The following is a 26,750-nucleotide window of genomic DNA, read 5'->3' as shown; positions in this document are numbered from 1 at the left end:
ACAACGCCGTTGCCCCCTCATGACCTCTCTGCGCCCGCTCGGTGCCTCGGACCTTTCCGTCTTCCCGCTCGCCCTCGGCGGCAACGTCTTCGGCTGGACCGCCGACGAGGCGGCGTCGTTCGCCGTGCTCGACGCGTATACCGCCGCCGGCGGCAACTTCGTGGACACGGCCGACGTGTACTCGCAGTGGGCCCCGGGCAACGAGGGCGGTGAGTCCGAGCGGATCATCGGCCGGTGGCTCGCCGCGCGCGGCAACCGCGAGGACGTCGTCGTCGCCACCAAGGTCGGCGCCCACCTCACGTACAAGGGCCTCGCGCCCACCACGATCAAGGCCGCCGTCGAGGAGTCCCTGCGCCGCCTCGGCACCGACTACATCGACCTCTACTACACGCACTTCGACGACGAGTCCGTCCCCGTCGAGGAGATCGTCACCGCCCTCGACCAGCTGGTGCGGGACGGCAAGGTCCGCGCGGTCGCCGCCTCCAACATCTCCCCGGCGCGGCTCCAGGACTCGCTGGACTTCGCGGACCGCGAGGGCCTGGCCAAGTACGTCGCCCTCCAGCCGCACTACAACCTGGTCTCCCGCGACACGTACGAGGGCGGCCTCCAGGACACCGCCGCCCGCTCGGGCCTGGCCGCCGTCCCGTACTTCTCGCTCGCCGCCGGGTTCCTCACCGGCAAGTACCGCCCGGGCGTGGCGGTCGACAGCGAGCGGGCCGGCAAGGCGGGCCAGTACCTTGAGAGCGACCGGGGCATAAAGGTGCTGGCCGCGCTCGACCGGATCGCGCGCGAGCGCGAGGTCGCGCACGCCACCGTCGCGCTCGCCTGGCTCGCCGCCCAGCCGACCGTCGTCGCCCCGATCGCCTCGGCCCGTACGGTCGAGCAGCTGCCCGCCCTCGTCGCGGTCGCCGACTTGGAGCTCACGGACGCGGAGCTGAGCGAGCTGAAGACCGCGTCGGCGTAAGGCGCAGCAACTGTACGGGGGTCAGCGCAGGTAGGGGTTGTACGGCGCGGACTGCTCGGGGGAGGGAGCGGGGGCGTGGCCTGGGCCGTGCGGTGCCTGTGTGCCGTACGGGGTCTCGTAGCCGTACGGGGCGTAGGACGCCGGGGGGTTGTACGGGGCGCGGGGGCCGTACGGGTGCGGCTGGGGCGGGATCCAGATGCGGCCCGCCGCGCCCGCCGCGTACAGCAGCGCGGGACCGGCGACGGCCTTGCGCTCCCACAGATGGTGCAGCAGCTCCTGCTCGCGGGCCGTGAAGTCCGCTCCCGCCGAGCCCTGGTGGGCGCGGTGGCGCAGGAACGCCAGGGCCGTCGCGAACGCCTCGTACTCCGCGACCGTGCGCGCCGCCCGGCGGCCGCCGTAGGTGCGGTGCGCGAAGTCGCGGGCCATCGAGCGGGCCCGCATCGAGGAGAGCGCCAGCGGTTCGGCGGGGCCGAGCCAGCCCGCCGCCGCGTACGCGGGCAGCTCGGCGGCGACCGTGCGCAGCTCGCGCTGGCGGCTCCATATCGCGAGCCAGGTGAGCAGCCCGAACACGGGGACCATGAACGCCGCGTACACCAGGTAGAAGCCGTACGTCCCGAACGTCGACGAGCCGTTCCACAGCGCGTGCATGCCCATCGCCATCAGCAGACCGAGCACCGGCAGCCCGATCCGGCGCCAGCGGCAGCGGGCCGAGGCGAGGGCCGCGGCGCCGAAGCCTATGCCCGTGCACACCGTGAACAGCGGATGCGCGAACGGCGACATCACGATCCGTACGAAGAAGGTCGCGGCCGTCGTCGAGGCGAGCCCGGCGGTGTGGCTGGCCTGGTCCTCGCCGAAGGCGTTGCCCAGATAGAGGATGTTCTCGGTGAAGGCGAAGCCGGTCGCGGTGAAGCCCGCGAAGACGACGCCGTCGACTATCCCCTTGAAATCCCGTCTTCGGAACAGGAAGAGCAGCAGCACGGCGGCCGCTTTGGCGCTCTCCTCCACGATGGGTGCGATGACGGTCGCGCCCAGGTGGTCGGCGGAGGACGGGTCGGCGGTCGCGGTGGCTATCCACTTGGTCGCGAACGAGTTCGCGATGATCGCCACGAGCGCCGCGGCGCACGCGCCCCAGGCGAAGGCGAACAGCAGATTGCGCCACGGGCCCGGGTCGACCCGGTCGAGCCAGCGGAACGCGGTGCCGAGCAGCGGCACCGGCAGCACGGCGAGGCCGAGCCCCACCAGGAACCCCTCCGTGCCCGTCTGGTCCCGCACGATGGCGAGGATGACCAGGCCGCAGAGGGCGAGCAGGGTGATCAGCGCGCCGGCCCGCAGGGCCTTGGAGCGCCAGAAGTCGCGCCGGGGCCGGTAGCGCCACTTCGCGCGCTCCGGGACGGCGTCGAACCGCGGCTGCGCGCGACAGTCCGGGACCGGCTGGACCGGGCCCGGCGGAGAGCGGTGCGGAAGCGATTCGGACGACACCAGACGACCCTAACGACCCGCACCGACAATCCGCGACGGTGCCTGTGGACAGTGCGGCCCGCGCATGGGGTCGCGGTCAGGCGGAGGGCAGCTCGGCCACGCGCCGGAAGAGCAGGTCGTGGACGACGTGGCCCTTGTCCAGGCCCTGGCCCTCGAAGCGGGTCAGCGGGCGGAACGCGGGGCGGGGCGCGTAGCCGCCGTCTTCCTGGGTGTTCTCGAACGCCGGGTGCGCGCTCAGCACCTCCAGCATCTGCTCGGCGTACGGCTCCCAGTCGGTGGCGCAGTGCAGTACGGCGCCGGGCTTGAGCCGGGGTGCGACGAGGGTGAGGAAGTCGGGCTGGATGATGCGGCGCTTGTGGTGGCGCTTCTTGGGCCAGGGGTCCGGGAAGTAGACGCGCAGCCCGTCCAGGGACTCCGGCTCCAGCATCTCGCGCAGCAGGATGATCGCGTCGCCGTTGCCCACGCGGATGTTGCTGAGGCCGTTGCGCTCCGCGAGCCCGAGGAGGTTGCCCTGGCCGGGGGTGTGCACGTCGACGGCGAGGATTCCGGTGCCGGGGTCCTCGGCGGCCATCTCGGCCGTCGCCTCGCCCATCCCGAACCCGATCTCCAGGACGACGGGCAGCCCGTCGAACATCTCCTTGAGGTCGAGCTTGCGCAGCCCGTCGATGTCGAGCCCCCACAGCGGCCACAGCCGCTCCAGGTACTCGCCCTGGCCGGTGGTCACCCGGCTGCGGCGCGGCTGGAAACTCCGGATCCGGCGCTCGTGGTGCGACCCGGCGGGATCGGCGACGGGACCCCCGGGAAACCGGGGCTCGCCCTTGGGGCGACGGGCGGCGGAGGCGTGGGGCTGCTCAGACACAATGAACCGATTCTACGTGCCCGGGCCCGTGCACCCCAGAGGCCGCAGCTACACCCGCGTCGCCCCCAGTACCCCCAGTGCCCGCCTGGCCACCTCGCGGCCGATGGGGAGCGAGGCCGTCGCGGCGGGGGACGGGGCGTTCAGGACGTGGATCGTGCGGGGGGCCTCGCGGATGAGGAAGTCGTCTACCAGGGTGCCGTCGCGCAGGACCGCCTGGGCGCGGACTCCGGCGGGTGCCGGGTGCAGGTCGGACTCGTTCACCGCGGGCAGCAGCCTCCGCACCGCCTCCGTGAAGGCGTGGCGGGACAGGGAGCGGTGGATCTCGCCCGCCCCGTACCGCCAGTGCCGGGCCGCCATCCGCCAGGCGCCGGGCCAGGTCAGCGTGGTGGCGAGCTCGGCGGGGCGGATCGTGCGCCAGTCGTAGCCCTCGCGGGCCGCCGCCGGCACCGCGTTCGGCCCGACGTGGACCCCGCCGTCCACGCCCCGGGTCAGATGCACCCCGAGGAAGGGGAACGCCGGGTCCGGCACCGGGTAGACGAGACCTTTCACCAGCCCGGGCCGCGCCAGCTCGTAGTACTCGCCCCGGAACGGCACGATCCGCACCCCGGGCTCGTCCCCGGCGAGCCGCGCCACGCTGTCGCAGTGCAGCCCCGCGCAGTTCACCAGCGCCCGCGCCCGCAGTACGGCGCCGGTCGAGGTGCGCACCGCGACGCCCGCGTCGGGGCGGCGGGATATCCGCACCGCCTGCGTCCCGTACATGATCCGCGCGCCGGACAGCTCGGCCAGGCGGGCCGCGACCGCGCCGTAGTCGCACACCCCGGTCGTGCCGACGTGGATCGCGGCGAGGCCCCGGACCTCCGGTTCGTACTCGGCTATCTGCGCGGGGCCGAGCTCGCGCACCGGGATGTCGTTGGCCCGGCCGCGCTGGGCGAGCGCGTGCAGTCTCGGGAGCTCGGCGCGCTCGGTCGCCACGATGAGTTTTCCGGTCACCTCGTGCGTGATGCCCTGCTCGGCGCAGAAACGGACCATCTCGGCCGCGCCCCGCACCGCGTACCGCGCCTTGAGGGAGCCGGGGCGGTAGTAGATCCCGCTGTGGATCACCCCGCTGTTGCGGCCGGTCTGGTGGCGGGCCGGGCCGTCCTCCTTCTCCAGGACCGTCACCCGCGTCCCGGGCGAGGCCTGCGTCAGGGCGTACGCCGTCGACAGGCCGACGATCCCGCCGCCGATCACCAGTACGTCACAGTCGTACCCGCTCACCCCAGCACCTCCCACCCGGCCGCATCTCCACAGGACACCGGGTCCGACGGCGGCCGCGCCGCCCGCCGGAACCCCTGGCAATTCACATACTGCACTGGCCCACTGACAACGCCCGTAAACCCGTGACGCAAGTGATCTACGCCGGGGCCACCAGGAGCGGCCTCGCGCGTTCGCGCAGCTCGACGACGCGGGGCTCGTCCCCGTACGGCTCCAGGCGGTGCAGCAGATCCCGTACGTACTCGGTGGTCCGGGCCGACGAGATGCGCCCGGCGACCTCCACCGCGCGCGTGCCCGCCGCGCACGCCGCGTCCAGATTGCCGGACTCCAGCTCGGCCACCGCGCTCACCACGAGCCGCAGGCCGTGGGAGCGCACGAACTCCTCGGTGGGCCTGGACAGCGCCTGCTCGGTGAAGCGGCGCACCTGGCGCGGGGCCTTCAGATCGCGGTAGCACTCGGCCGCGTCCGCAGCGAAGCGGTCGTAGGAGTAGAAGCCCAGCCAGGACGGGTCCGCGTCGCCGTCGCGGGAGCGCTCCAGCCAGGACTCGGCCGCCTTCAGGGCGGCGCCGGCCGCGAGTGCGTCGCCCGCCTTCGCGTGCGCGCGTGCCTCCACGAGCCGGAAGAAGCTCATGGTGCGGGCGGTCGCCAGGCCCCGGTTGCGCTCGACGGCGGCCTGCGCGAGGTCGACGCCCTCGTCGGCGAAGCCGCGGTAGGTGGCCTGGAGCGACATGGAGGCGAGTACGTAGCCGCCGAGCGGCACGTCGGCCGCGGCGCGCGCGAGGCGCAGCGCCTGGATGTAGTAGCGCTGGGCGGCCTCCTGCTGACCGGTGTCGAAGGCCATCCACCCGGCCAGCCTGGTCAGTTCGGCGCTCGCCCCGAACAGTCCCCGGCCGACCTCGTCGGAGTACGAGCCCAGCAGCAGCGGCGCCGCGTCCACCCGTAAGCACTCGGGAACCATCGACGAACGCCAGTCCCCGCCCCCGTACTTGGAGTCCCAGCGGCGCGCGTCCTCCGCCGCCTCGCGCAGTTTGGCCACATCGCTGTGGCCGACCTTCAGCGGTGTCCCGGCCGCCCCGTCGTGCTCACGCGCCACCGACGAGTCGGCGGGGGTTATGAGCCAGCGGGACGCGGGTGTCGCGTACGCGGTGACCGCGAAGGATCCGGCCAGCGACTGCCAGATACCGCCACCGCCCGCCCGCCGCCCGGCCAGATCCAGCCGGTAGAGCTCGGTCGCCGAGCGCACCGCCTCGCCCACGTCGCGCGGGAAGGCCAGACCGACCTCGGGCGCCGGGTCGGCGTCGGCGAGCCCGATCTCGTGCAGCGGCACCGGGCGGCCGAGCTTGGCGCCGATGGCCGCCGCGATCAAGTGGGGCGCGGCCCCTTGCGGGACCATGCCCTTGGACACCCACCTGGCCACCGACGTCTTGTCGTAACGAAGCGTCAGGCCGCGCTGTGCGCCGAGGTCGTTGACCCTTCGTGCCAGTCCGGCGTTGCTTATTCCCGCGAGGGCGAGAACGGTGCCGAGCTTCTCGTTCGGCCCGCGTTGCTCCCTGGACATGCGCCACCCCTCGACACAGACGGCGTCCCCCGGGGCCGCGCCCCGAGGTCCCGTCCGGCCGCACAATCATGTGGCCGAGCCCCCAGGAATATGCCGCCCGCGGAGAACAGCAGTACACCCAGCGTAGTTCGCCGCATCCCAAGCGTTAAGAGGCGGTGTTCCGGATGGCGAGATTGTTTACCGACCGGACGACTTGGGACGCCTCCTGTGTGCTCCGGGTGTGTGGCCGTGCGCGGTGCGTGCGCTCTGGCCGCTTACGCGTGGGGAGCGCTTCCATGTGAGGTGCGTGGGTCGGCCCGCTGCACTGGATCCAGTGGGCTGGGGGACACCGCCGCCTCAATCCCCGCGGGCGGCGGACCGGTCCGGGAGGCGGACAGCGCCTCCCGGACTGTGCTTGTTCCGCCTCCGCTTTCCTCTCGGTTTCATGCCCCCTCCAGGGCGTGCGCCACGCGCGCGTGGGCCGAAGTTGGCCGAAAACCGATGGTCCGTTACCGACCGGGAAGACCGTTTCTTCTCGTGCCGGGGGCGCACTCGGGGCCGTCAATCGGCCATCCCAGGGGGCGCGTTCACTTTTTGCTCGCGCTACCCCGAGGTCCCTCCCGCGCGCCATTGTCATGGCAGCATGGTCCCGAGCGACCTCGGAACCACACGCAAGTGCGCGGAAGTACGGCTCCCGCTGGGTTCTGCGGCGCGTGCGACGAGTTGTCCACAGGCTGTGGAGGCGGCGATGCGGTGGCTGGTGGGCTGGAGCAGTGTCGCCGCGAGTTTCGGTGGAGCGGGGACGGCCGGTGCCGTGGGTGCGCCCGAGGAGGGGCGCACCGTGCACCCCGTCGGCTCCCAGCTGCTGTGGGGCGACCCCGACCCGCTCTGGGCGGTCGGCGACTGGCGGCCCGACGAGATCCGGGTGGTCAGCGTGGGGGCGGACACCCGGCTCGCGATCCTGGGCTGCTGCGCCGCCAGTGACGAGGAGCTGCGGGTCGGCCTTTTCGCGGCACGCGGGGGCGCACTGCGGCACCTTTCGGCGTGGCCCGGCAGCTATACGGCGGTTGCGCAGGTCGGCCGCCGGGTCACTGTCGTCGGCGACCTGGCCGGCGCACGCCCCGTGTTCTACACGCCCTGGGCGACCGGCACCGCCTACGCCACGGCCGCCCTGCCGCTCGCCGACCTCATCGAAGCCCAGCTGGACATCGGCCACTTGGCGGCCCTGCTGGCCTGCCCGGACGTACCGGAGGCGCTCGGCGACTCGACCCCGTACGCGGGGGTGCGGCGCATTCCGCCCGGCCACGCGCTGGTGCTGCGGGAGGGCTCGCGGGAGATCACCGGCTACGAGCCGGTCGCCTCGCTCGCCGTGGCCGCGGCCCAGGTCGACGAGGAGAGCGCGGTCAACGGCGTACGGGAGGCCCTGGTCGGGGCCGTACGCGCGAGACTCACCGCGCCGCGCCACGCCCCCGAGACGCTGCCGCCGGACCCCGGGCCCGTCCCCGGCATGGGCCCCGCCGAGCGGCGTGCCGCGCGCGGGGGTCCGGCGCCCGGCATCGGCGCGGACCTCTCCGGCGGCCCGGCCTCGGCCACCCTCGCCCTGCTCGCCGCCGGGCTGCCCGGCGTGCCCGGCACGGTGCTGGGCCACGGCACGGGCGCGGGTGAACGCCTGCTCGCGGTGACCTTCAACGACCTTGCCGTGCCCGGCCGTCGGGCCGAGGCCGAGCTGGAGCGGGCCGGGGCGATCGCGGCCAATCCCCGGCTGCACCATGTGGTGGTCGCGGGCGGCGAGGAGACCCTGCCGTACGCGGAGCTGGCGGGTCCGCTCACCGACGAGCCGGGGCCGTCGCTGGTCACCGCCGAACGCCACCGCCGCAGGCTGGCGGCGGGCAGCGCGGACCACTTCACGGGCAGCGGGGCGCGCCAGGTCCTGGACGCGCATCCGGCGCGCCTGGCCGATCTGTTGATGGACCGTCAGCGCCGCCATCTGCTCCGCCCGGCGGCGGCGCTCGCCAAGGCGGGCGGCCCGTCGGCCCACTCGCTCTTCGTCCCGTTGACCGTCTACCGGGCCGCGCGCAAGCTGGCCCGTACGCCGTACCGGACGGGCATCGAGTCGGCGGCCGAGCGGCTGCGGCGCGACGCGGACCTCCAAGTGGCGGACGCGGAAAGCCCGTTGGACGCCTCCCTTGCCTCCCTCGCGTGGACGCGTCCGGGTCCGGCGGCGCGGTGGCTCACCGGTGAGGCGCTCGCAGAAGTATCGATCCGGCTGATGGCGTCGGCGACCCGTCCGGCCACGGTCCTGCGCCCCGGCGAGGCCCGGGCCCGCGCGGCCCTCGCCCGCTACGCGGCCGACCACCGCGTGCTGGAGCAGGCCGCCGAGATCCGCAGCCAGCGCCTGCACGCCCCGTTCCTGGACAACCAGGTCGTACGGGCCTGCCGCGCCCTTCCCGAGGCCCTGCGGGTCCAGCCGGGCGCGCGGGCGGCGATCCTGCGGTCGGTGCTGGCGGGCTCGGGCGTACGGGAGTTGCCGCCCGGGTGGGGTGCCACGTCCCACGCGTCGTCCACGGCGGCGGCCCGCACGGGCCTGCGGCTCGCTCTGGACCCCCTGATCGCGCTCTTCGAAGCCCCGCTGCTGGCGGACGCGGGTCTGATCGAGGCCCGCACTGTCCGCACGGCGCTGCACGCGGCGGCCACGGGCACCCCCGTCCCCCTGGACGGCCTGGCCGACCTGATCTCCACCGAACTCTGGCTCCGCCGCCTGCTGTCCCGCCGGGGTACGTGCTGGACGGGCACGGCTGCGCCGAAGCAGCGGGCGGTGGCGAGCGGGGTGGGCCCGGGTCGGCCGACGCTACGGGCGTGAGCCGCCTGCGGCGGGCGGATTCCCCACCCCGCCCCTTCCCGAAAGCCTCCGGCGGTGGGGGCTGGTCGCGCAGTTCCCCGCGCCCCTAAAGGAGGGCCCGAAGGGCCCATCTAAGGGGCGCGGGGAACTGCGCGAGCAACCACGCACGATCCGCAGACGAAGCGCCCGGCCGCCCGCCCAGGGCTTTCGGGAAGGGGCGGGGTGGGGAGAACTCACGCGACAATGACCCCGTGCCGCACACCTACAACATCCTCGGCCCCGCCGAAGCCCACGACAACGGCACAGCCATCCCCCTCGGCGGCCAACGCCTCCGCGCCCTGCTCACCGCCCTCGCCGCCAGGGCCGACCAGCCCACCCCCGTCCCCCAGACCGCACTCATCGACGACATCTGGTCCGACGACCCGCCCCAAGACGCCCCCGCCGCCCTCCAGGCCCTCGTAGGCCGACTGCGGCGAACGATCGGGCACGGCACCATCGAATCCACCCCCGGCGGCTACCGCCTCGTCGTGGACAGCCCCCACGACGTGGACCTGTTCGCGTTCGAGCACCTGGCCCGCACCGGCGCGAGCCAGCTCGCCGACGGCGACCCCGACACCGCCGCCCGCACCCTGCGCACCGCCCTCGACCTGTGGCGCGGCCCCGCCCTCGCCGACCTCCCCGACCGCACCGGTGCCGTACGCGCCGAGGCCCGCCACTTCGCCGCCCTCCGCGACCGCGTCGAAGCGGATCTGCGAAGAGGCGCCACCACGCGGCTGCCCGCCGAGCTCACCGCCCTGCTCGCGGCGCACCCGTACGACGAACCCCTCCACGCCCAGCTCATCCGCGCCCTGCGCGCCGAGGGCCGTACCGCCGACGCCCTCCTCGCGTACGAGAGCGCCCGCCGCACCCTCGCCGACGCCCTCGGCGCCGACCCGGGCCCGGAACTCACCAAGCTGCACCAGGAGTTGCTGAACCCACCGGAGGCCGCGCCCGTCGGCAACCTCCGCCCCCGCCTCACCTCCTTCGTCGGCCGCGAGCCCGAACTCACCGCCATCCGCGAGGACGTGAGGGAGCACCGGCTCGTCACCCTCACCGGACCCGGCGGCTCCGGCAAGACCCGGCTCGCCGAGGAGTCCGCCGCCCACACCCCCGCCTGGCTCGCCGAACTCGCCCCGCTGGAGCACCCCGACGCCGTCCCCGGCGCCGTCGTCTCCGCGCTCGGGCTGCGCGAGACCACGCTGCTGGGACGCGAGGGACAGCCGCACGCCGACGACCCGGTCGCGCGCCTCGTCGACCACCTGTCCGCCGCCCCCGCCACCCTGATCGTGCTCGACAACTGCGAGCACGTCATCGGCGCCGCCGCCCGCCTCGCGGAGACGCTGCTGACGCGCTGCCCGGGCCTGCGGATCCTCGCCACCAGCCGCGAACCCCTCGGTGTGCCCGGCGAACGCGTCCGCCCGGTCGAGCCGCTGCCGCCCGACCCCGCGCACCGCCTCTTCGCCGAGCGCGCCCGTACCGTACGACCGGACTTCGATCCGCACGACGACCCCGAGGCCATCGCCGAGATCTGCCGACGGCTCGACGGTCTGCCGCTGGCGATCGAACTGGCCGCCGCCCGGCTGCGGTTGCTGACTCCGCGCCAGATCGCGGACCGCCTCGACGACCGGTTCCGGCTGCTGACCAGTGGCAGCAGGACCGTACTGCCGAGGCAGCAGACGCTGCGCGCGGTCGTCGACTGGTCGTGGGACCTGCTCGACGAGCGCGAGCGCGCGGTGCTGTGCCGCGCCTCCGTCTTCGCGGGCGGCTGGGACCTGTCCGCGGCCCAAGCCGTCTGCGGATCGACAAGCGACTGCACCGACGACCTCGCCGCCCTCGTCGACAAGTCCCTGGTCGTGGCATCGCCGGACCCCGACGCGGGCGGTATGCGCTACCGGATGCTGGAGACCATCCACGAGTACGCCGCCGAGCGCGCGGCCCAGGTGCCGGACACGCTGGCCGAGGCCGCCCGCGCCCACACCGCGTACTACCGCGACCTCGTCCTCACCGCCGACCCGCTGCTTCGCTCGCACGGGCAGCTGCCCTGGATCCGGCGCCTGGAGAGCGAGCTCGACAACATCCGGGCCGTGCTCCACCGGGTCACCGTCACCGCCCCCGACCCGGTCGGCGGCGCCGAACTCGCCCTCGCCATGGGCTGGTTCTGGTGGCTGCGCAACTACCGCACCGAGGGCACCGCCTGGGCGGAACGCGTCCTCGCGCTCGACGCGAAGGCGCCGGGCGCGAAGGCGCCGGACGACCCCGACGAGCCCGGCTACTGGCCGCGCATGCGGCTCTCGCTGCTGCGGACCTTCCTGCTCGGCGAGTCCACCCCCGCCGACGCCCTGCGTACGCCGGCGGGCCTGGCGGAGATGGCCCGTCTGAAGGCCGTCTTCGGACAGGGCGGGCCGCAGGCGGCGACCTTCCCCGGCCTGCTCTGGCCGTTCGCCGCGTTCCTCTTCGACACCCCCGCCGAGGTGCGCGCCTGCGTCGACGCGGTGGTCGCCAACTGCCGTGCGTACGGCGGCGAATGGGAGATCGGCGTCAGCCTCATGTTCCGTACGCACATGGTCATCGACATGCCCGGCGGCGTCTGGGACGTGGACGGCGACCTCGCCGAGCTGCGCGAGATCGGCCGCCGCGTCGGCGACCGCTGGATGCGCGCGCAGGTGGCCAGCGCCGTCGGCGAGGCGGCGATGATGCGCGGCCGTCCGGCGGACGCCCGACCCGCGTACGAGGAGGCGCTCGGCCTGGCCCGCGAGGTCGGCGCTTACGCCGAGTCCCCCTTCCTGCTGGCCCGCATCGCCGAACTCACCTATCGCTCGGGTGACTTGGACGGAGCCGAGGTGATTCTCGACGAGGCGGCGGCGGACGCCGTCCGCTACAGCGTCTTCGAGACCGCCTCCTATGTGCACTATCTGCGCGCCTGCATGGCCCTGGACCGGGGCGACGTGGCGGGCGCGCGGGCCGAGTACGACCGTGCCGTCGCCGAGTGCGCCCGCACCATCCCGCCGCCGCACTTCGCCGCGATCCTGGACGGCCTGGGCGCCCGGGTCGCGGGCGCCGAGTCGGGTCCCGCCGCCGGAGTACGGGGGCTCGCGGCCGCCCTGCGCGCCGCCGTGGCGAGCGACTGCGCCGAGATCCTGCTCGCGCACTGCGCGGAGGGCGCCGTCCGCCTCCTGCCAGACCTCGGCGAACTCCGCCTGGCCGCCCGCGTCCTGGCCGCCTCCACCACCTGGCGCGCCGGAATCCCCCTCTGGGTCCCGGACCGCACCGCCCTCGACGCCCTGCGCGCCCGGCTGAGCGAGGAGCTGGGACCGAAGGTGTACGAGGAGGAGAGCGCCGCCGGGGCCGCCCTCTCCACGACGGAGGTCGTGGCGCTGCTGGAAGCGGCGGCCAGCGATTCATAGCTCGGCGCTCAGCGGCAGTTGATGACCGACTTCGCCCAGTCCGCGAGCGCCACCGAGCCGAACGGCGTGTGCGGCTCGACCTCCAGGCGCAGCGTCTTGTGGCCCGAGAGGTCGGCGTGCACCGGCACCGCCGGGTCGCCGCCGTGCATCACCGGCGAGCGCCACAGCAGCGTCTGGTCCCCGTACACCGAGAACCGCACCGCGCCCAGGCCCATCGTCAGATCGTCCACCCCCGCGAACGCGTCGTAGGCCGAGCACTGCCGGTTGAGGTCGATCGTCACCGACGACCTCGCGTGCACGGTCACACCATGGCTGTACGGCTGGTCGTCGATCGACAGGCCCCAGCGCTGCCAGAGCCAGCTGGACTCGCCGAGCCGCACCTCGGGCTTGGTGTGGTCGCCGAACACGCCGTACTGGAGCCGGTTGACCTGGTAGACCGTCTGCACCGGGGGTGGCGGCGGGGGAGGAGGCGTCGGCTTGGGCGGCGTGGGCTTCGGTGCCGGGGCGGGCGGCTTCGGCTTGGGCTTCGGGGGGACGGGCTTGGGCGTCGGCCGGGGGGACGGCTTCTTCGGCGGCACCGGTGGGGGCGGCACGGGCGCGGGCGGCGCCGGGGGCTCCGGTGTGGGGGAGGGCGGCGGCTTCTGCGGCACGACCGGGACCACGGCCGGGGGCTTGGCCTCGGGCTTCGGGGGCTGCTTGGTGTCGTTGCCGCTGAGCGCGAAGACCACACCCGCGGCCACCGCGACGGCGACCGCCGCCGCGATGCCCGCCTTCGCCGGGGCGCCGAGCCCCTCCGAGGCGACGGCACCCCCGGCCGCGCTGCCCGACGAACTCCCGCCGCCCGCGGCCGCGGCGGCACCCGCGCCCGCCGCACCGGCGGCACCGCCCGCCACGATCCCGGCGGCCTTGAGCGAGTACCCGGCGGCGAACCAGCCGACCACCGCGACCGGCAGCAGCGCGGGGATCCCGGCGTTGACGTCCTTGAGCTCGACGACCGCGAGCCGGCACTTGGCGCACTCCTCCAGGTGCTTGCTCAGGCCCCGCTCGGCCCGCATCCGCAGGCCGCCGCGCGCGTACGCCCCGAGCCGGTCCGCGTAACGGGCGCAGTCGCCGCCCTCGGTGAGCGCGGTGGAGACATGCGCCTGGAGGTACGCCTGCTTCAGGCCCTCCCGGGCCCGGGAGGCGAGCACGGCCGTGGCGTTGGCGCTCAGCCCGAACAGCGGGGCGATCTCGCTGGGCGACTCCTCCTCGACCGTGGTGTGCCAGAGCACCGCCTGCCACCGCTCCGGCAGCGAGCGGAACGCCTGGAGGGCGAGCGACTGCTCCGCCTCGTGCATCGCCCGTACGTCCGCGCCCAGGTCGACGGTGTCGCCGTCCCGGCCGTCCGAGGTACGGGCGGCCTGGTCGGCGAAGAGGGCGAAGTCCTCGACCAGTTGCTCGCGCTTGGCGGTCTTGGTCCAGGACGCGGCGACGCGGCGCACGGTCGTCATCAGGTACGCCCGCACGGCCTGCTCGGGCCCCGCCCCGCCGCGCACCGCCTGGAGCGTGCGCGCGAACACCTCGGCCGTCAGGTCGTCGGCGGTGTGCGCGTCCCGGCAGCAGGTGCGCGCGTAGCGGCGCACCGCGTCCGAGTGCCGCCGGAACAGCTCCTCGTACGCGCTGTCGTCGCCCGCCCGCATCCGCTGGATCAGCTCGGCGTCGGCGGTGGCGAGCTCGGGCGCGGTCGGCTTGGTGGTGCCGGTGCCGGTGCCGCGCTCGCGCTGCTGCGGAACGCTGGCTTCCGCGCCGGACCCGGACGCGCCAGGCCCGGATGCCGGGGCGTCGGACTCGTGGCCGGAGCCCCACGGGCCGGGCAGCACGGTCCCGCCGGGCTCGCCGTCGCCGTCCGGGCGCCCGCCGGGGCCGCCTTGGCTCGGCACGTGCCGGGCGGGCAGCCCGCCCGGCTCCGTCCCGCTGCCGCCTCCGAGCGACTCGTCCCGCCCGTCAACGTTCATTTGCGGAAGCCCCCGTAAGCGCGCTCAGACCCGACCACCGGGCAAGCGTCCCACAGAGTCCACGGCCCGACGGAGCCCCCGGAGCGTCAACCACTCATCCGGGGAGACTTCCCGCACCGCGGTACTACCGCCTCCCCGTACGGGGAAGGATCGACGAACGCGAGCACGGAAGGCCGGAGTCCGATCGCCCCGAACCGATGGCGCCGGAGCCCGCTCGCCCCGAACCGGCGGCGGACCGCCGAAGCCGTCGGCCGGCGGTCAGCGCCTCACGCCGGCCGCGACCGCAGCCCCTCAAGGAGGATGTCGAGCAGCCGGGCGGACGCCGCCGCCTGCTGGTGCGCGTCCGGCAGCGAGGGCGCCGCCGTCGCTATCACCAGCAGGACGTCGGCCACCGTCACGTCACGTCGCAGCTCGCCCGCCTCGCGCGCGCGGTCCACCAGCTGGCCCACGACCGCGAGCAGTTCGGCCGCCCCCGCGTCGTCGAGCTCCTCGGCGGACGTCGTGCGCGGCTCGACGACCCGCAGGTCGGGCGTGCCCGGCAGACCCGCCTGGCGCTGCTGCGGCACCCGCGCCTCGGCGGGCAGCGACGCCATCGCCTCCAGCGGCTCGACCGGCTCCAGCGTCGGCGCCCCGCCGACCACCGTCGACTCGTCGACGTCCACGCCGACCCGCAGCACCTGCGGCGGCAGCAGCCGGCCCGCGCCCGAGGCGACGGAGGTCCGCAGGAAGCGGGAGAGGGCCGACCACGGCTCCTCCTCCTGGCCGAGGGCGGTGCGCGCCTGGTCGGTCAGGCGCGCGGTCTCCTCCTCGGCTATCCGCCGGACCAGCACGTCCTTGCTCGGGAACCGCCGGTACACGGTGCCGACGCCGACGCGGGCGCGGCGCGCCACGTCCTCCATCGGTGCCCCGTACCCCAGTTCACCGAAGACCTCGCGCGCGGCGCGGAGCACATGCTCCAGATTCCGCTGTGCGTCCACGCGCAGCGGTGCGGAGCGGGAAGCGCTCCCACCACCGCCCGTACGTCCCATGCCGTCCGCCGACGCTACGACGGCAGCCTGCCAATGAGAGTCCTGAATATGCATAACCGTTCCCCCGGTAATGACGTCTCCCCCCGGAGACTCCCCGCCCTGACAGTCGGGTGGCCGGACCCGACACCCCGACGAGGTACGAACATAGTTGAGCCGGAGTCAATTCAGAAGAGGGTTGTTCCGCACGGTGTGCACCCCGATCGGAGCAAGGACCGGAACCTTCCCGATTCGGACCGGTGCGATGAGCCAGCTACCCCGCTCTGACCTGCATGTTTGTCCCAACCTTCGGGAAAACGCGGCACTGCTTCCGGCCACATCCTCCAGTCACACAATTTGCCGGGCCTGTGGACAAACCCTGGAACGGGATGCCTCATGGGATGGTGAAGGCTGCGATCAATCGGGGGACGAGCCCCGAACCACCGCCCGGCACGCACATTCTCGTGGTCGGCGGCGGCTACGTCGGGATGTACACGGCGCTGCGCCTCCAGCGGAAGCTGAAGGCCCGGCTGCGGGACGACGCCGTCCGGATCACGGTGATCACCCCGGATCCGTATATGACGTACCAGCCGTTCCTGCCGGAGGCGGCGGCCGGATCCATCTCGCCGCGCCATGTGGTGGTGCCGCTGCGCCGTGTCCTGGACCGGTGCCATGTCGTCATCGGCGAGGTGCAGAAGATCGACCACGCCGGGCGGACCGCGACCGTAACCACCCTCGCGACCGAGGAGGAGGGCACCGGAGCGGTCGAGATCGCGTACGACGAACTCGTCCTGGCGCCCGGCTCGATCTCGCGCACGCTGCCCGTCCCGGGCCTCGCCGACTACGCCATCGGCTTCAAGACGGTCGAGGAGGCCATCGGCCTGCGCAACCACGTCATCGAGCAGATGGACATCGCCTCCTCCACGCGTGACGTGGCGATCCGCGACGCGGCCCTCACCTTCGTGTTCGTCGGCGGCGGCTACGCGGGCGTGGAGGCGCTCGGCGAGCTGGAGGACATGGCCCGCTACACCGCGCGGTACTACCACAACATCAAGCCCGAGGACCTGAAGTGGATCCTCGTGGAGGCAAGCAACCGCATCCTGCCCGAGGTCGGCGAGGAGATGGGCCAGTACGCCATCCGCGAGCTGCGCGGCCGCAACATCGACGTACGCCTGGAGACCCGCCTCGACTCCTGCGAGAACCGGGTCGCGGTGCTCAGCGACGGCTCCCGCTTCCCCACCCGTACGGTCGTGTGGACGGCCGGGGTCAAGCCGGCGCCCGTCCTCGCCCGCACCGATCTGCCGCTGACCGAACGCGGCCGCCTCAAGTGCACCGCAGAGCTGCGGATCGAGGGCGTCGAGCACGCCTGGGCGGCCGGGGACGCGGCCGCCGTCCCGGACATCACGTCTGGGGGCACCTCCCAGGCTTTCGGCTCTGGGGGAGAGAAGGGCAAGGAGTGCGCACCCAACGCGCAGCACGCGGTGCGCCAGGCCAAGACGCTCGCCGAGAACATCGCCGCCTCCGTCAACGGCGGGCCGCTCAAGGAGTACGAGCACAAGTACGTCGGCTCGGTCGCCTCCCTCGGCCTCCACAAGGGCGTGGCCCATGTCTACGGCCGCAAACTCAAGGGCTACCCGGCCTGGTTCATGCACCGCGCCTACCACCTCAGCCGCGTGCCGACCTTCAACCGCAAGGCGCGCGTGCTCGCCGAATGGACGCTCGCCGGCCTGTTCAAGCGGGAGATCGTCTCGCTGGGCTCGCTGGAGCACCCGCGCGCGGAATTCGAGAGCGCGGCGGGCGGGCGGCCCGTCGGACCCGGCCACGGATCCGGCCCCAAGCCGTCCGGTCCCCAGGGGAACTGACGGTTGTCAGTGCGGTCCGTCACACTGGACGTGTGACCATAGGTGGGCCCACATCTGCACAGAGTGACCCAGCAGCCAGCGACACACGAGGCCAAGAGATCCGTGAACTTCACGCGTTGGAGCGCCCGGCTCCCCGGTACGCAGCGCCGCGCCGCCGCACGGACCGACCGGGGCTCCGTGCCCGCCGCGCGCGGTGAGTACGGCCCGGAGGCCGAGACCTGGCCCGACGGCGACGGCACGGACGGCCCCGAGGCGCCCGCCCTGGAGGAGCTGTCGGTCCGCCGCCTCCTCGGCGAGCTCCCGGCCCTCGTGGCGCTGGTGTACGGCCCGGAGCACCGCGTGGCGTACGTCAACGACGCGTACGCGACGGTCTTCGGCCCCCGCACCGCCGGCGCCCCCGCCGCCAAGGCGCTGCCCGAGCTGGAGGAGCTGGGCCTGCTGCCGCTGATGGACCAGGTGCTGCGCAGCGGCAAGCCCCGTACGGTCAAGTCCCGCAAGGCCCAGGGCGGCGGCTCGTACACGGTCACCTGCACGCCTGTGGACATCCCCGCGCGCGGGGAGGGCGGCGGAGGCGTCCTCGTCCACGCGGCCGACGTCACCGACCACGCCGAGGCCGCCGAGCGGCTGCGCGCCAGCGAGCGCCGCCACCGCGAGACCGCCGTGACGCTCCAGCGCTCCCTGCTCCCGCAGGAGCTGGAGCAGCCCGACGACCTGCGCGTCGCCGCCACCTACCAGCCGGGCGGCACGGACGCGGCGGTCGGCGGCGACTGGTACGACGTGATCACGCTCGGCGCCGGGCGCACGGCGCTGGTCATCGGGGACGTGATGGGGCGCGGGGTGCGGGCGGCCGCCGTGATGGGCCAGCTGCGCACTGCGGTGCGGGCGTACGCACGCCTGGACCTGCCGCCGCACGAGGTGCTCCAGCTCCTGGACGGCCTGGCCGCCGAGATCGACGCCAGCCAGATCGCCACCTGCGTCTACGCGGTGCACGACCCCAACGAGGGCCGTCTGGTGTACGCGTCCGCCGGCCACCTGCCCGTTCTCGTACGCCACGAGGACGGCAGCGTGCACCGGGCGGAGGACCCGAACGGCCCGCCGCTGGGCACCGGCGGCTGGCTGCACACCTCCGGCACCATCGCCCTGCCGCCCGGCGCGACCGCCGTCCTCTATACGGACGGTCTCGTCGAGCGCAGGGGCGAGGACATCGACGAGGGCGTCGCCGCCCTGGAGCGCGCGCTGTCCGGCGCGGTCGGCACCCCGCAGGTCGTCTGCGACCGCCTGATCCGCTCGCTGGGGGTGACCGCCGAGCACGACGACGACGTGGCGGTCCTGGTCCTCCAGCACCCGGCCCGTACGGGACCGAACGCGGAGCTCTTCCACAACGCGGCGCTCGACCTGCTCGGCGGCGTCGAAGCCGCGCCACGCGCGCGTGCCTTCGCGTCCGGGGTCCTCGCCTCCTGGCGCTTCCCGGTCGAGCTGCGCGACCTGGGCGTCCTGGCAGCGAGCGAGCTGGTGGCCAACTCGCTCCAGCACGGCACCCCGCCGATGCGGCTCCGGCTGCGCCGCACCGACCGCCGACTGATCATCGAGGTGACGGACGGCGACGACCATCTGCCGCGCCGCCGCCGCGCCGACCCCGGGGACGAGTCAGGACGAGGCATCTCGATCGTCGCGACGATCGCCTCGTCCTGGGGTTCGCGCCGCACACCGGGCGGCGGCAAAGCGGTGTGGTGCGAGTTCGCACTGCCTACGTAGACGCTGACAGCGACTACGTAGACGGCGCCTGCCGCTTTTCGGCCTAGGCCGGGACTTCGGCGGGCTCGGCCTTGTGGACCGCGACCACCCGCGACTTCGCCGCGAGCATCGGGTGGTCCTGCGCGAGGGTGAGCCGCTTGCCGAGCCGCAGCGCGAGGACGGTGATCCCGAGCGAGAACAGAATGAACGTCACGATGTACGGGCCGTGCAGCGTGGCACCCATGGGCCCGCCCACGAACGGCCCGAGCGCCAGCGCCATCTGCTTGACCAGCGCGAACGCCGAGTTGTACTGGCCGATCATCGACTCCGGCGCCAGGTCCGCGACCAGCGGCGCCACGGTCGGCGACAGCATCGCCTCACCGAGCCCGAAGAGCGCGTACGTGGAGATGAACGCGGCGGTCGCCATCGTCTGGCTGCCGTGCCCGAGCCCCGCGTACCCGGCGAAGACCCAGGCCACGGTCCAGATCAGGCCGACGGCGGCGATGACGCGGCTGCGGCGGCGGCGCTCGACGAACTTCAGCACCAGGAACTGGGCGACGACGATGGCCCCGGTGTTGGCGGCCAGCGCGATCCCCAGCGTCGCGGGGTCGATCCCGGCGGCCTCGGTGCCGTACGCCGCCAGGCCCGACTCGAACTGCCCGTAGCAGGCGAAGAAGAGCACGAAGCCGAGGACGCACAGGCGCACCATCGCGCCGTGCCCGAGCACCGCGCGGAAGCCCCCGCCCTGCTCGCCCTTGGGCCGCGCGTCCCCGATGGCCGCGTTGTGCGGCAGCTTCACGGACAGCGCGATCCCGGCGAGGACCAGGAACATCACGGACTCGATGGCGAAGAGCAGCGTGAAGGAGGACGGACGGCTCTCGTCGACGATCTGACCGCCGACGAGCCCGCCGATGCCGAGCCCGAGGTTCGCCAGGAAGAACTGCATGGCGAAGGCACGCGTACGGGACTCCGGACCCGAGCACCACACGATCATGGTGGCGAGCGCGGGCTGCATGACCGCGGTGCCCGCGCCGAGCAGCGCGGCGGACGCGAGGACCGCGACCAGGTTCGAGGCGATGCCGAGGAAGAGCGCGCCCACGGCGGCCGTCACGGCGGCGCCGACCAGGACGGGCAGCGGCCCGCGCCGGTCGATGACCCGGCCGGTGAAGAGCAGCGCGACGAGCGCGGCCAGGGCGAAGACGCCGAGGACGATCCCGGCCCAGAAGGAGCCGAGCCCTCGCACCGTCGCCACATAGATGTACAGATACGGAACGGTGAACCCGAGCCCGAACGCACTCAGCGCGTTCCCCGCCTGGATCTTGCGCATCGCGGCGCCCATCACCTTGGTCACACTCACCACCTTGAGGTCCAGAAGCAGAGGCCCTGAAGCAGAAGCCTTGAAGCGGAGGTCTTGAACCTGAAGCTCTCAGGCCCGAAGACTTCAACACTAAAGTTAGGACCTCAACAATACACACTCAAGGACTTAGACGCCAACGCGTACCGTGCGATACTCGCGGCATGGCTGAGACCACCGAGCCCGGCGGGCCCACCGGCCCCGAGGAGCCGACCCTCGACGAGCAGATCGCCGCGTACCAGCGCGAGTTCCGCGACCTCGACCCCCAGGTGGAGAAGGTCGTCTCGGCCCTGGGCCGGCTGAACCGCCGCATGAACGTGGCGTACGGACGCCAGGTCGCGGCCCTCGGCATCAGCAACGCCGAGTGGGAGGTCCTGAAGACCCTCGTGCTCGCGGGCAAGCCGTACCGGCTCGGCCCCGGCGAACTGGCCAAGCGCCTCGGCCTCACCCCCGCCGCCATGACCCACCGCATCGACCGCATGGCGGGCGAGGGCCTGGTCACGCGCGACCGCGACGAGAACAACCGGGTGCGGGTCATCGTCGAGCTGACCGACGAGGGGCGTACGAAGTGGCTGGAGGCCATGGAGATGGCCACCGACTTCGAGGAGGACCTGCTCCAGGACCTCACCTCCGAGGAGCGCGGCCTCCTGGGCGAGATGCTGATCCGCCTGCTGCGCCGGGTGGAGCACGCCCAGCCGGACGCCGGCGGGCGCCTGACGGACCTGGACTGACCGACCCCGACTGACCTGGGGAGGTCCGGAGGTTGGGGGGTCCGGGGCCCGTCCGTAAACCGGTTGACGGGGGTTGACATCCCCCTCCCGGATCCGTAAAGTTCTTCGAGTTGTCGCGGGGCCGGAAGGTTTCTGCGACAGCCGTCCGCCGCAGATTTGCGGCAACCCAACTCAGCACGATCTCCCGTCCGGGATGAATTTCGGCATGCCGAATTTCAATTCGACGAGAGCGGGATCGACTGAGCGGCCCGATTAGGAGCCGCCCAGGAAATCCGCTAGAGTCTGGGACGTCGGAACGGCCCAACAGCCGGGAAGACAAGCCGACTTGGCTCCGGGAGACCGGAAATCAGGCCCGAAGGGATCTGATAGAGTCGGAACCGCCGGAAAGGGAAAACGCGAGAGCGAAGAACCTGGAAAGCGCCGAGGAAATCGGAACGGAAACGGTCTGATAGAGTCGGAAACGAAGGAAGCGCCCGGAGGGCCCGGAAACGGGAACAAAGGAAGCGTCCGTACCTTGAGAACTCAACAGCGTGCCAAAAGTCAACGCCAGATTGACAACCCCGGCCCACCGCTTGTCGGTTGGGTTGGAGGTTCCTTTGAAAAGTCCATCCGCTTGCGGGTGGCAACAACACAGCGAGGACGCTGAGGACAACTGGTCATATTCCGACCGGGTTGTTCCGCTCTTTCGTGTGTGTGCACCGGATTACCGGTAAACATTCATGGAGAGTTTGATCCTGGCTCAGGACGAACGCTGGCGGCGTGCTTAACACATGCAAGTCGAACGATGAAGCCCTTCGGGGTGGATTAGTGGCGAACGGGTGAGTAACACGTGGGCAATCTGCCCTTCACTCTGGGACAAGCCCTGGAAACGGGGTCTAATACCGGATACGACCTGGAAGCGCATGCTTCCGGGTGGAAAGCTCCGGCGGTGAAGGATGAGCCCGCGGCCTATCAGCTTGTTGGTGGGGTAATGGCCTACCAAGGCGACGACGGGTAGCCGGCCTGAGAGGGCGACCGGCCACACTGGGACTGAGACACGGCCCAGACTCCTACGGGAGGCAGCAGTGGGGAATATTGCACAATGGGCGAAAGCCTGATGCAGCGACGCCGCGTGAGGGATGACGGCCTTCGGGTTGTAAACCTCTTTCAGCAGGGAAGAAGCGCAAGTGACGGTACCTGCAGAAGAAGCGCCGGCTAACTACGTGCCAGCAGCCGCGGTAATACGTAGGGCGCAAGCGTTGTCCGGAATTATTGGGCGTAAAGAGCTCGTAGGCGGCTTGTCACGTCGGATGTGAAAGCCCGGGGCTTAACCCCGGGTCTGCATTCGATACGGGCTAGCTAGAGTGTGGTAGGGGAGATCGGAATTCCTGGTGTAGCGGTGAAATGCGCAGATATCAGGAGGAACACCGGTGGCGAAGGCGGATCTCTGGGCCATTACTGACGCTGAGGAGCGAAAGCGTGGGGAGCGAACAGGATTAGATACCCTGGTAGTCCACGCCGTAAACGTTGGGAACTAGGTGTTGGCGACATTCCACGTCGTCGGTGCCGCAGCTAACGCATTAAGTTCCCCGCCTGGGGAGTACGGCCGCAAGGCTAAAACTCAAAGGAATTGACGGGGGCCCGCACAAGCAGCGGAGCATGTGGCTTAATTCGACGCAACGCGAAGAACCTTACCAAGGCTTGACATATACCGGAAAGCATTAGAGATAGTGCCCCCCTTGTGGTCGGTATACAGGTGGTGCATGGCTGTCGTCAGCTCGTGTCGTGAGATGTTGGGTTAAGTCCCGCAACGAGCGCAACCCTTGTTCTGTGTTGCCAGCATGCCCTTCGGGGTGATGGGGACTCACAGGAGACTGCCGGGGTCAACTCGGAGGAAGGTGGGGACGACGTCAAGTCATCATGCCCCTTATGTCTTGGGCTGCACACGTGCTACAATGGCCGGTACAATGAGCTGCGATGCCGTGAGGCGGAGCGAATCTCAAAAAGCCGGTCTCAGTTCGGATTGGGGTCTGCAACTCGACCCCATGAAGTCGGAGTTGCTAGTAATCGCAGATCAGCATTGCTGCGGTGAATACGTTCCCGGGCCTTGTACACACCGCCCGTCACGTCACGAAAGTCGGTAACACCCGAAGCCGGTGGCCCAACCCCTTGTGGGAGGGAGCTGTCGAAGGTGGGACTGGCGATTGGGACGAAGTCGTAACAAGGTAGCCGTACCGGAAGGTGCGGCTGGATCACCTCCTTTCTAAGGAGCACAGTACCGATTGCAGGCAAATGTTCTGCACGGTCAGCTCATGGGTGGAACGTTGACTATTCGGCACTTCCGGAAAGATTTCACTAGTACTGCTTCGGCGTGGAACGTGAGAGACGATCTGGGAGGGCCGGGCACGCTGTTGGGTGTCTGAAGGTGCGGCCGGTAAGGCCAAAGTCTTCAGTTGCCGGCCCCAGTGCACTCACTACTTGTTGGTGGGGTGATGGGTGGCTGGTCGTTGTTTGAGAACTGCACAGTGGACGCGAGCATCTGTGGCCAAGTTTTTAAGGGCGCACGGTGGATGCCTTGGCACCAGGAACCGATGAAGGACGTGGGAGGCCACGATAGTCCCCGGGGAGCCGTCAACCAGGCTTTGATCCGGGGGTTTCCGAATGGGGAAACCCGGCAGTCGTCATGGGCTGTCACCCATGCCTGAACACATAGGGCATGTGGAGGGAACGAGGGGAAGTGAAACATCTCAGTACCCTCAGGAAGAGAAAACAACCGTGATTCCGGGAGTAGTGGCGAGCGAAACCGGATGAGGCCAAACCTATGACGTGTGAGACCCGGCAGGGGTTGCGTCGTGGGGGTTGTGGGATCTCTCTTTCACAGTCTGCCGGCTGTGAGACGAGTCAGAAACCGTTGATGTAGGCGAAGGACATGCGAAAGGTCCGGCGTAGAGGGTAAGACCCCCGTAGCTGAAACATTGACGGCTCGTTTGAGAGACACCCAAGTAGCACGGGGCCCGAGAAATCCCGTGTGAATCTGGCGGGACCACCCGCTAAGCCTAAATATTCCCTGGTGACCGATAGCGGATAGTACCGTGAGGGAATGGTGAAAAGTACCGCGGGAGCGGAGTGAAATAGTACCTGAAACCGTGTGCCTACAAGCCGTGGGAGCGTCGCATACGTGCTTGCACGTATGTCGTGACTGCGTGCCTTTTGAAGAATGAGCCTGCGAGTTAGCGGTGTGTAGCGAGGTTAACCCGTGTGGGGAAGCCGTAGCGAAAGCGAGTCCGAACAGGGCGTTTGAGTTGCACGCTCTAGACCCGAAGCGGAGTGATCTAGCCATGGGCAGGTTGAAGCGGAGGTAAGACTTCGTGGAGGACCGAACCCACCAGGGTTGAAAACCTGGGGGATGACCTGTGGTTAGGGGTGAAAGGCCAATCAAACTCCGTGATAGCTGGTTCTCCCCGAAATGCATTTAGGTGCAGCGTCGTGTGTTTCTTGCCGGAGGTAGAGCACTGGATAGGCGATGGGCCCTACCGGGTTACTGACCTTAGCCAAACTCCGAATGCCGGTAAGTGAGAGCGCGGCAGTGAGACTGTGGGGGATAAGCTCCATGGTCGAGAGGGAAACAGCCCAGAGCATCGACTAAGGCCCCTAAGCGTACGCTAAGTGGGAAAGGATGTGGAGTCGCAGAGACAACCAGGAGGTTGGCTTAGAAGCAGCCACCCTTGAAAGAGTGCGTAATAGCTCACTGGTCAAGTGATTCCGCGCCGACAATGTAGCGGGGCTCAAGCGTACCGCCGAAGTCGTGTCATTGCAGTACATACCCCCAACGGGGACTGTGATGGGTAGGGGAGCGTCGTGTGCCGGGTGAAGCAGCAGCGGAAGCTAGTTGTGGACGGTTCACGAGTGAGAATGCAGGCATGAGTAGCGATACACACGTGAGAAACGTGTGCGCCGATTGACTAAGGGTTCCTGGGTCAAGCTGATCTGCCCAGGGTAAGTCGGGACCTAAGGCGAGGCCGACAGGCGTAGTCGATGGACAACCGGTTGATATTCCGGTACCCGCTTTGAAACGCCCAATATCGAATCAGGCGATGCTAAGTCCGTGAAGCCGTTCCGGACCCTTCGGGGAAAGGAAAGTGGTGGAGCCGACGAACCAGACTTGTAGTAGGTAAGCGATGGGGTGACGCAGGAAGGTAGTCCAGCCCGGGCGGTGGTAGTCCCGGGGTAAGGGTGTAGGGCGCTGTCTAGGCAAATCCGGACAGCATGAAGCCTGAGACCTGATGCCGAGCCGATTGTGGTGAAGTGGATGATCCTATGCTGTCGAGAAAAGCCTCTAGCGAGTTTCATGGCGGCCCGTACCCTAAACCGACTCAGGTGGTCAGGTAGAGAATACCGAGGCGTTCGGGTGAACTATGGTTAAGGAACTCGGCAAAATGCCCCCGTAACTTCGGGAGAAGGGGGGCCATCACCGGTGATGAGTCTTGCACTCTGAGCTGGGGGTGGCCGCAGAGACCAGCGAGAAGCGACTGTTTACTAAAAACACAGGTCCGTGCGAAGCCGTAAGGCGATGTATACGGACTGACGCCTGCCCGGTGCTGGAACGTTAAGGGGACCGGTTAGTCACATTTCGGTGTGGCGAAGCTGAGAACTTAAGCGCCAGTAAACGGCGGTGGTAACTATAACCATCCTAAGGTAGCGAAATTCCTTGTCGGGTAAGTTCCGACCTGCACGAATGGCGTAACGACTTCTCGACTGTCTCAACCATAGGCCCGGTGAAATTGCACTACGAGTAAAGATGCTCGTTTCGCGCAGCAGGACGGAAAGACCCCGGGACCTTTACTACAGTTTGATATTGGTGTTCGGTTCGGCTTGTGTAGGATAGGTGGGAGACTGTGAAGCAGCCACGCCAGTGGTTGTGGAGTCGTCGTTGAAATACCACTCTGGTCGTGCTGGATGTCTAACCTGGGTCCGTGATCCGGATCAGGGACAGTGTCTGATGGGTAGTTTAACTGGGGCGGTTGCCTCCTAAAGAGTAACGGAGGCGCCCAAAGGTTCCCTCAGCCTGGTTGGCAATCAGGTGTTGAGTGTAAGTGCACAAGGGAGCTTGACTGTGAGACCGACGGGTCGAGCAGGGACGAAAGTCGGGACTAGTGATCCGGCGGTGGCTTGTGGAAGCGCCGTCGCTCAACGGATAAAAGGTACCCCGGGGATAACAGGCTGATCTTCCCCAAGAGTCCATATCGACGGGATGGTTTGGCACCTCGATGTCGGCTCGTCGCATCCTGGGGCTGGAGTCGGTCCCAAGGGTTGGGCTGTTCGCCCATTAAAGCGGTACGCGAGCTGGGTTTAGAACGTCGTGAGACAGTTCGGTCCCTATCCGCTGTGCGCGTAGGAATATTGAGAAGGGCTGTCCCTAGTACGAGAGGACCGGGACGGACGAACCTCTGGTGTGCCAGTTGTCCTGCCAAGGGCATGGCTGGTTGGCTACGTTCGGGAGGGATAACCGCTGAAAGCATCTAAGCGGGAAGCCTGCTTCGAGATGAGTATTCCCACCTCCTTGAGAGGGTAAGGCTCCCAGTAGACGACTGGGTTGATAGGCCAGATGTGGAAGCCTCGTAAGGGGTGGAGCTGACTGGTACTAATAGGCCGAGGGCTTGTCCTCAGTTGCTCGCGTCCACTGTGTTTGTTCTGAAATAACGAACAGCTGTGTCAGT

At 70.2% G+C, this 26,750-nt stretch carries 13 protein-coding genes and 2 rRNA genes; 8 read left to right on the top strand and 7 right to left on the bottom strand.

The annotated features are described in order from the left end of the window. Positions 1-19 precede the first annotated feature (19 nt). On the top strand, positions 20-964 hold the full coding sequence (locus tag ACT1U9_RS14335; RefSeq protein ID WP_444538680.1) for an aldo/keto reductase: 945 nt from the start codon (positions 20-22) through the stop codon (positions 962-964). A gap of 21 nt (positions 965-985) precedes the next feature. Here ACT1U9_RS14335 and ACT1U9_RS14330 read toward each other — a convergent pair whose 3' ends face one another. From ACT1U9_RS14330 to ACT1U9_RS14315, 4 genes are all read right to left on the bottom strand, one after another. Beyond that, positions 986-2,443, bottom strand: coding sequence for a PrsW family glutamic-type intramembrane protease (locus tag ACT1U9_RS14330; protein WP_444538679.1), 1,458 nt, complete (start codon positions 2,441-2,443; stop codon positions 986-988). 76 nt (positions 2,444-2,519) lie between these two features. After that, positions 2,520-3,302, bottom strand: a complete 783-nt coding sequence (gene trmB / locus ACT1U9_RS14325; protein WP_444538678.1) for a tRNA (guanosine(46)-N7)-methyltransferase TrmB — start codon at positions 3,300-3,302, stop codon at positions 2,520-2,522. Between the two features lie 48 nt (positions 3,303-3,350). Continuing rightward, positions 3,351-4,559 carry an L-2-hydroxyglutarate oxidase gene (gene lhgO / locus ACT1U9_RS14320; protein ID WP_444538677.1) on the bottom strand — a complete coding sequence of 403 codons (1,209 nt, stop codon included), beginning with the start codon at positions 4,557-4,559 and terminating at the stop codon, positions 3,351-3,353. A 136-nt stretch (positions 4,560-4,695) separates the two neighbouring features. After that, on the bottom strand, positions 4,696-6,114 hold the full coding sequence (locus tag ACT1U9_RS14315; protein WP_444538676.1) for an MFS transporter: 1,419 nt from the start codon (positions 6,112-6,114) through the stop codon (positions 4,696-4,698). Positions 6,115-6,841: 727 nt separating this feature from the next. Here ACT1U9_RS14315 and ACT1U9_RS14310 point away from each other — a divergent pair. Continuing rightward, positions 6,842-8,953, top strand: coding sequence for an asparagine synthase-related protein (locus tag ACT1U9_RS14310; RefSeq protein WP_444538675.1), 2,112 nt, complete (start codon positions 6,842-6,844; stop codon positions 8,951-8,953). A gap of 230 nt (positions 8,954-9,183) precedes the next feature. Next, positions 9,184-12,375, top strand: a complete 3,192-nt coding sequence (locus ACT1U9_RS14305; RefSeq protein ID WP_444538674.1) for an ATP-binding protein — start codon at positions 9,184-9,186, stop codon at positions 12,373-12,375. An 8-nt stretch (positions 12,376-12,383) separates the two neighbouring features. On the opposite strand, the gene ACT1U9_RS14300 is transcribed toward ACT1U9_RS14305, so the two are convergent. Further along, positions 12,384-14,369, bottom strand: a complete 1,986-nt coding sequence (locus ACT1U9_RS14300) for a sigma-70 family RNA polymerase sigma factor (RefSeq protein ID WP_444538673.1) — start codon at positions 14,367-14,369, stop codon at positions 12,384-12,386. 266 nt (positions 14,370-14,635) lie between these two features. Further along, positions 14,636-15,451, bottom strand: coding sequence for a TetR/AcrR family transcriptional regulator (locus tag ACT1U9_RS14295; RefSeq protein ID WP_444538672.1), 816 nt, complete (start codon positions 15,449-15,451; stop codon positions 14,636-14,638). Between the two features lie 323 nt (positions 15,452-15,774). On the opposite strand from ACT1U9_RS14295, the gene ACT1U9_RS14290 reads away from it, so the two are divergent. Continuing rightward, positions 15,775-17,235 carry an NAD(P)/FAD-dependent oxidoreductase gene (locus ACT1U9_RS14290; RefSeq protein ID WP_444538671.1) on the top strand — a complete coding sequence of 487 codons (1,461 nt, stop codon included), beginning with the start codon at positions 15,775-15,777 and terminating at the stop codon, positions 17,233-17,235. Between the two features lie 102 nt (positions 17,236-17,337). Beyond that, positions 17,338-18,990 carry an ATP-binding SpoIIE family protein phosphatase gene (locus tag ACT1U9_RS14285; protein ID WP_444538670.1) on the top strand — a complete coding sequence of 551 codons (1,653 nt, stop codon included), beginning with the start codon at positions 17,338-17,340 and terminating at the stop codon, positions 18,988-18,990. 43 nt (positions 18,991-19,033) lie between these two features. Here the strand turns inward: ACT1U9_RS14285 and ACT1U9_RS14280 are convergent, their stop codons facing one another. Next, positions 19,034-20,296 carry an MFS transporter gene (locus ACT1U9_RS14280; protein WP_444539106.1) on the bottom strand — a complete coding sequence of 421 codons (1,263 nt, stop codon included), beginning with the start codon at positions 20,294-20,296 and terminating at the stop codon, positions 19,034-19,036. A gap of 191 nt (positions 20,297-20,487) precedes the next feature. On the opposite strand from ACT1U9_RS14280, the gene ACT1U9_RS14275 reads away from it, so the two are divergent. The 3 genes from ACT1U9_RS14275 to ACT1U9_RS14265 all read left to right on the top strand — a co-directional run bounded on the left by ACT1U9_RS14275 (position 20,488) and on the right by ACT1U9_RS14265 (position 26,698). Continuing rightward, positions 20,488-21,054, top strand: a complete 567-nt coding sequence (locus ACT1U9_RS14275) for a MarR family winged helix-turn-helix transcriptional regulator (protein WP_444538669.1) — start codon at positions 20,488-20,490, stop codon at positions 21,052-21,054. A 716-nt stretch (positions 21,055-21,770) separates the two neighbouring features. After that, positions 21,771-23,296: ribosomal RNA gene (locus ACT1U9_RS14270) — 16S ribosomal RNA — on the top strand. 280 nt (positions 23,297-23,576) lie between these two features. Then, a 23S ribosomal RNA gene (locus ACT1U9_RS14265) occupies positions 23,577-26,698 on the top strand. The 16S and 23S rRNA genes sit together here, the layout of an rRNA operon. The last annotated feature ends 52 nt before the right edge of the window (positions 26,699-26,750 follow it).

Origin of the sequence: Streptomyces sp. BR1 (assembly GCF_052373795.1) — a bacterium.
Lineage (GTDB): Bacteria > Actinomycetota > Actinomycetes > Streptomycetales > Streptomycetaceae > Streptomyces.
This window is presented reverse-complemented; position numbering and strand designations above follow the sequence as displayed.

What these genes read in the sequence shown, in the direction of transcription:
- ACT1U9_RS14335 (WP_444538680.1), top strand. Translation starts at nt 20, where the DNA reads ATGACCTCTCTGCGCCCGCTCGGTGCCTCGGACCTTTCCGTCTTCCCG.
- ACT1U9_RS14315 (WP_444538676.1), bottom strand. Translation starts at nt 6,114, where the DNA reads ATGTCCAGGGAGCAACGCGGGCCGAACGAGAAGCTCGGCACCGTTCTC.
- ACT1U9_RS14310 (WP_444538675.1), top strand. Translation starts at nt 6,842, where the DNA reads ATGCGGTGGCTGGTGGGCTGGAGCAGTGTCGCCGCGAGTTTCGGTGGA.
- ACT1U9_RS14300 (WP_444538673.1), bottom strand. Translation starts at nt 14,369, where the DNA reads ATGAACGTTGACGGGCGGGACGAGTCGCTCGGAGGCGGCAGCGGGACG.
- ACT1U9_RS14295 (WP_444538672.1), bottom strand. Translation starts at nt 15,451, where the DNA reads ATGCATATTCAGGACTCTCATTGGCAGGCTGCCGTCGTAGCGTCGGCG.
- ACT1U9_RS14290 (WP_444538671.1), top strand. Translation starts at nt 15,775, where the DNA reads ATGGTGAAGGCTGCGATCAATCGGGGGACGAGCCCCGAACCACCGCCC.
- ACT1U9_RS14280 (WP_444539106.1), bottom strand. Translation starts at nt 20,296, where the DNA reads ATGCGCAAGATCCAGGCGGGGAACGCGCTGAGTGCGTTCGGGCTCGGG.
- ACT1U9_RS14275 (WP_444538669.1), top strand. Translation starts at nt 20,488, where the DNA reads ATGGCTGAGACCACCGAGCCCGGCGGGCCCACCGGCCCCGAGGAGCCG.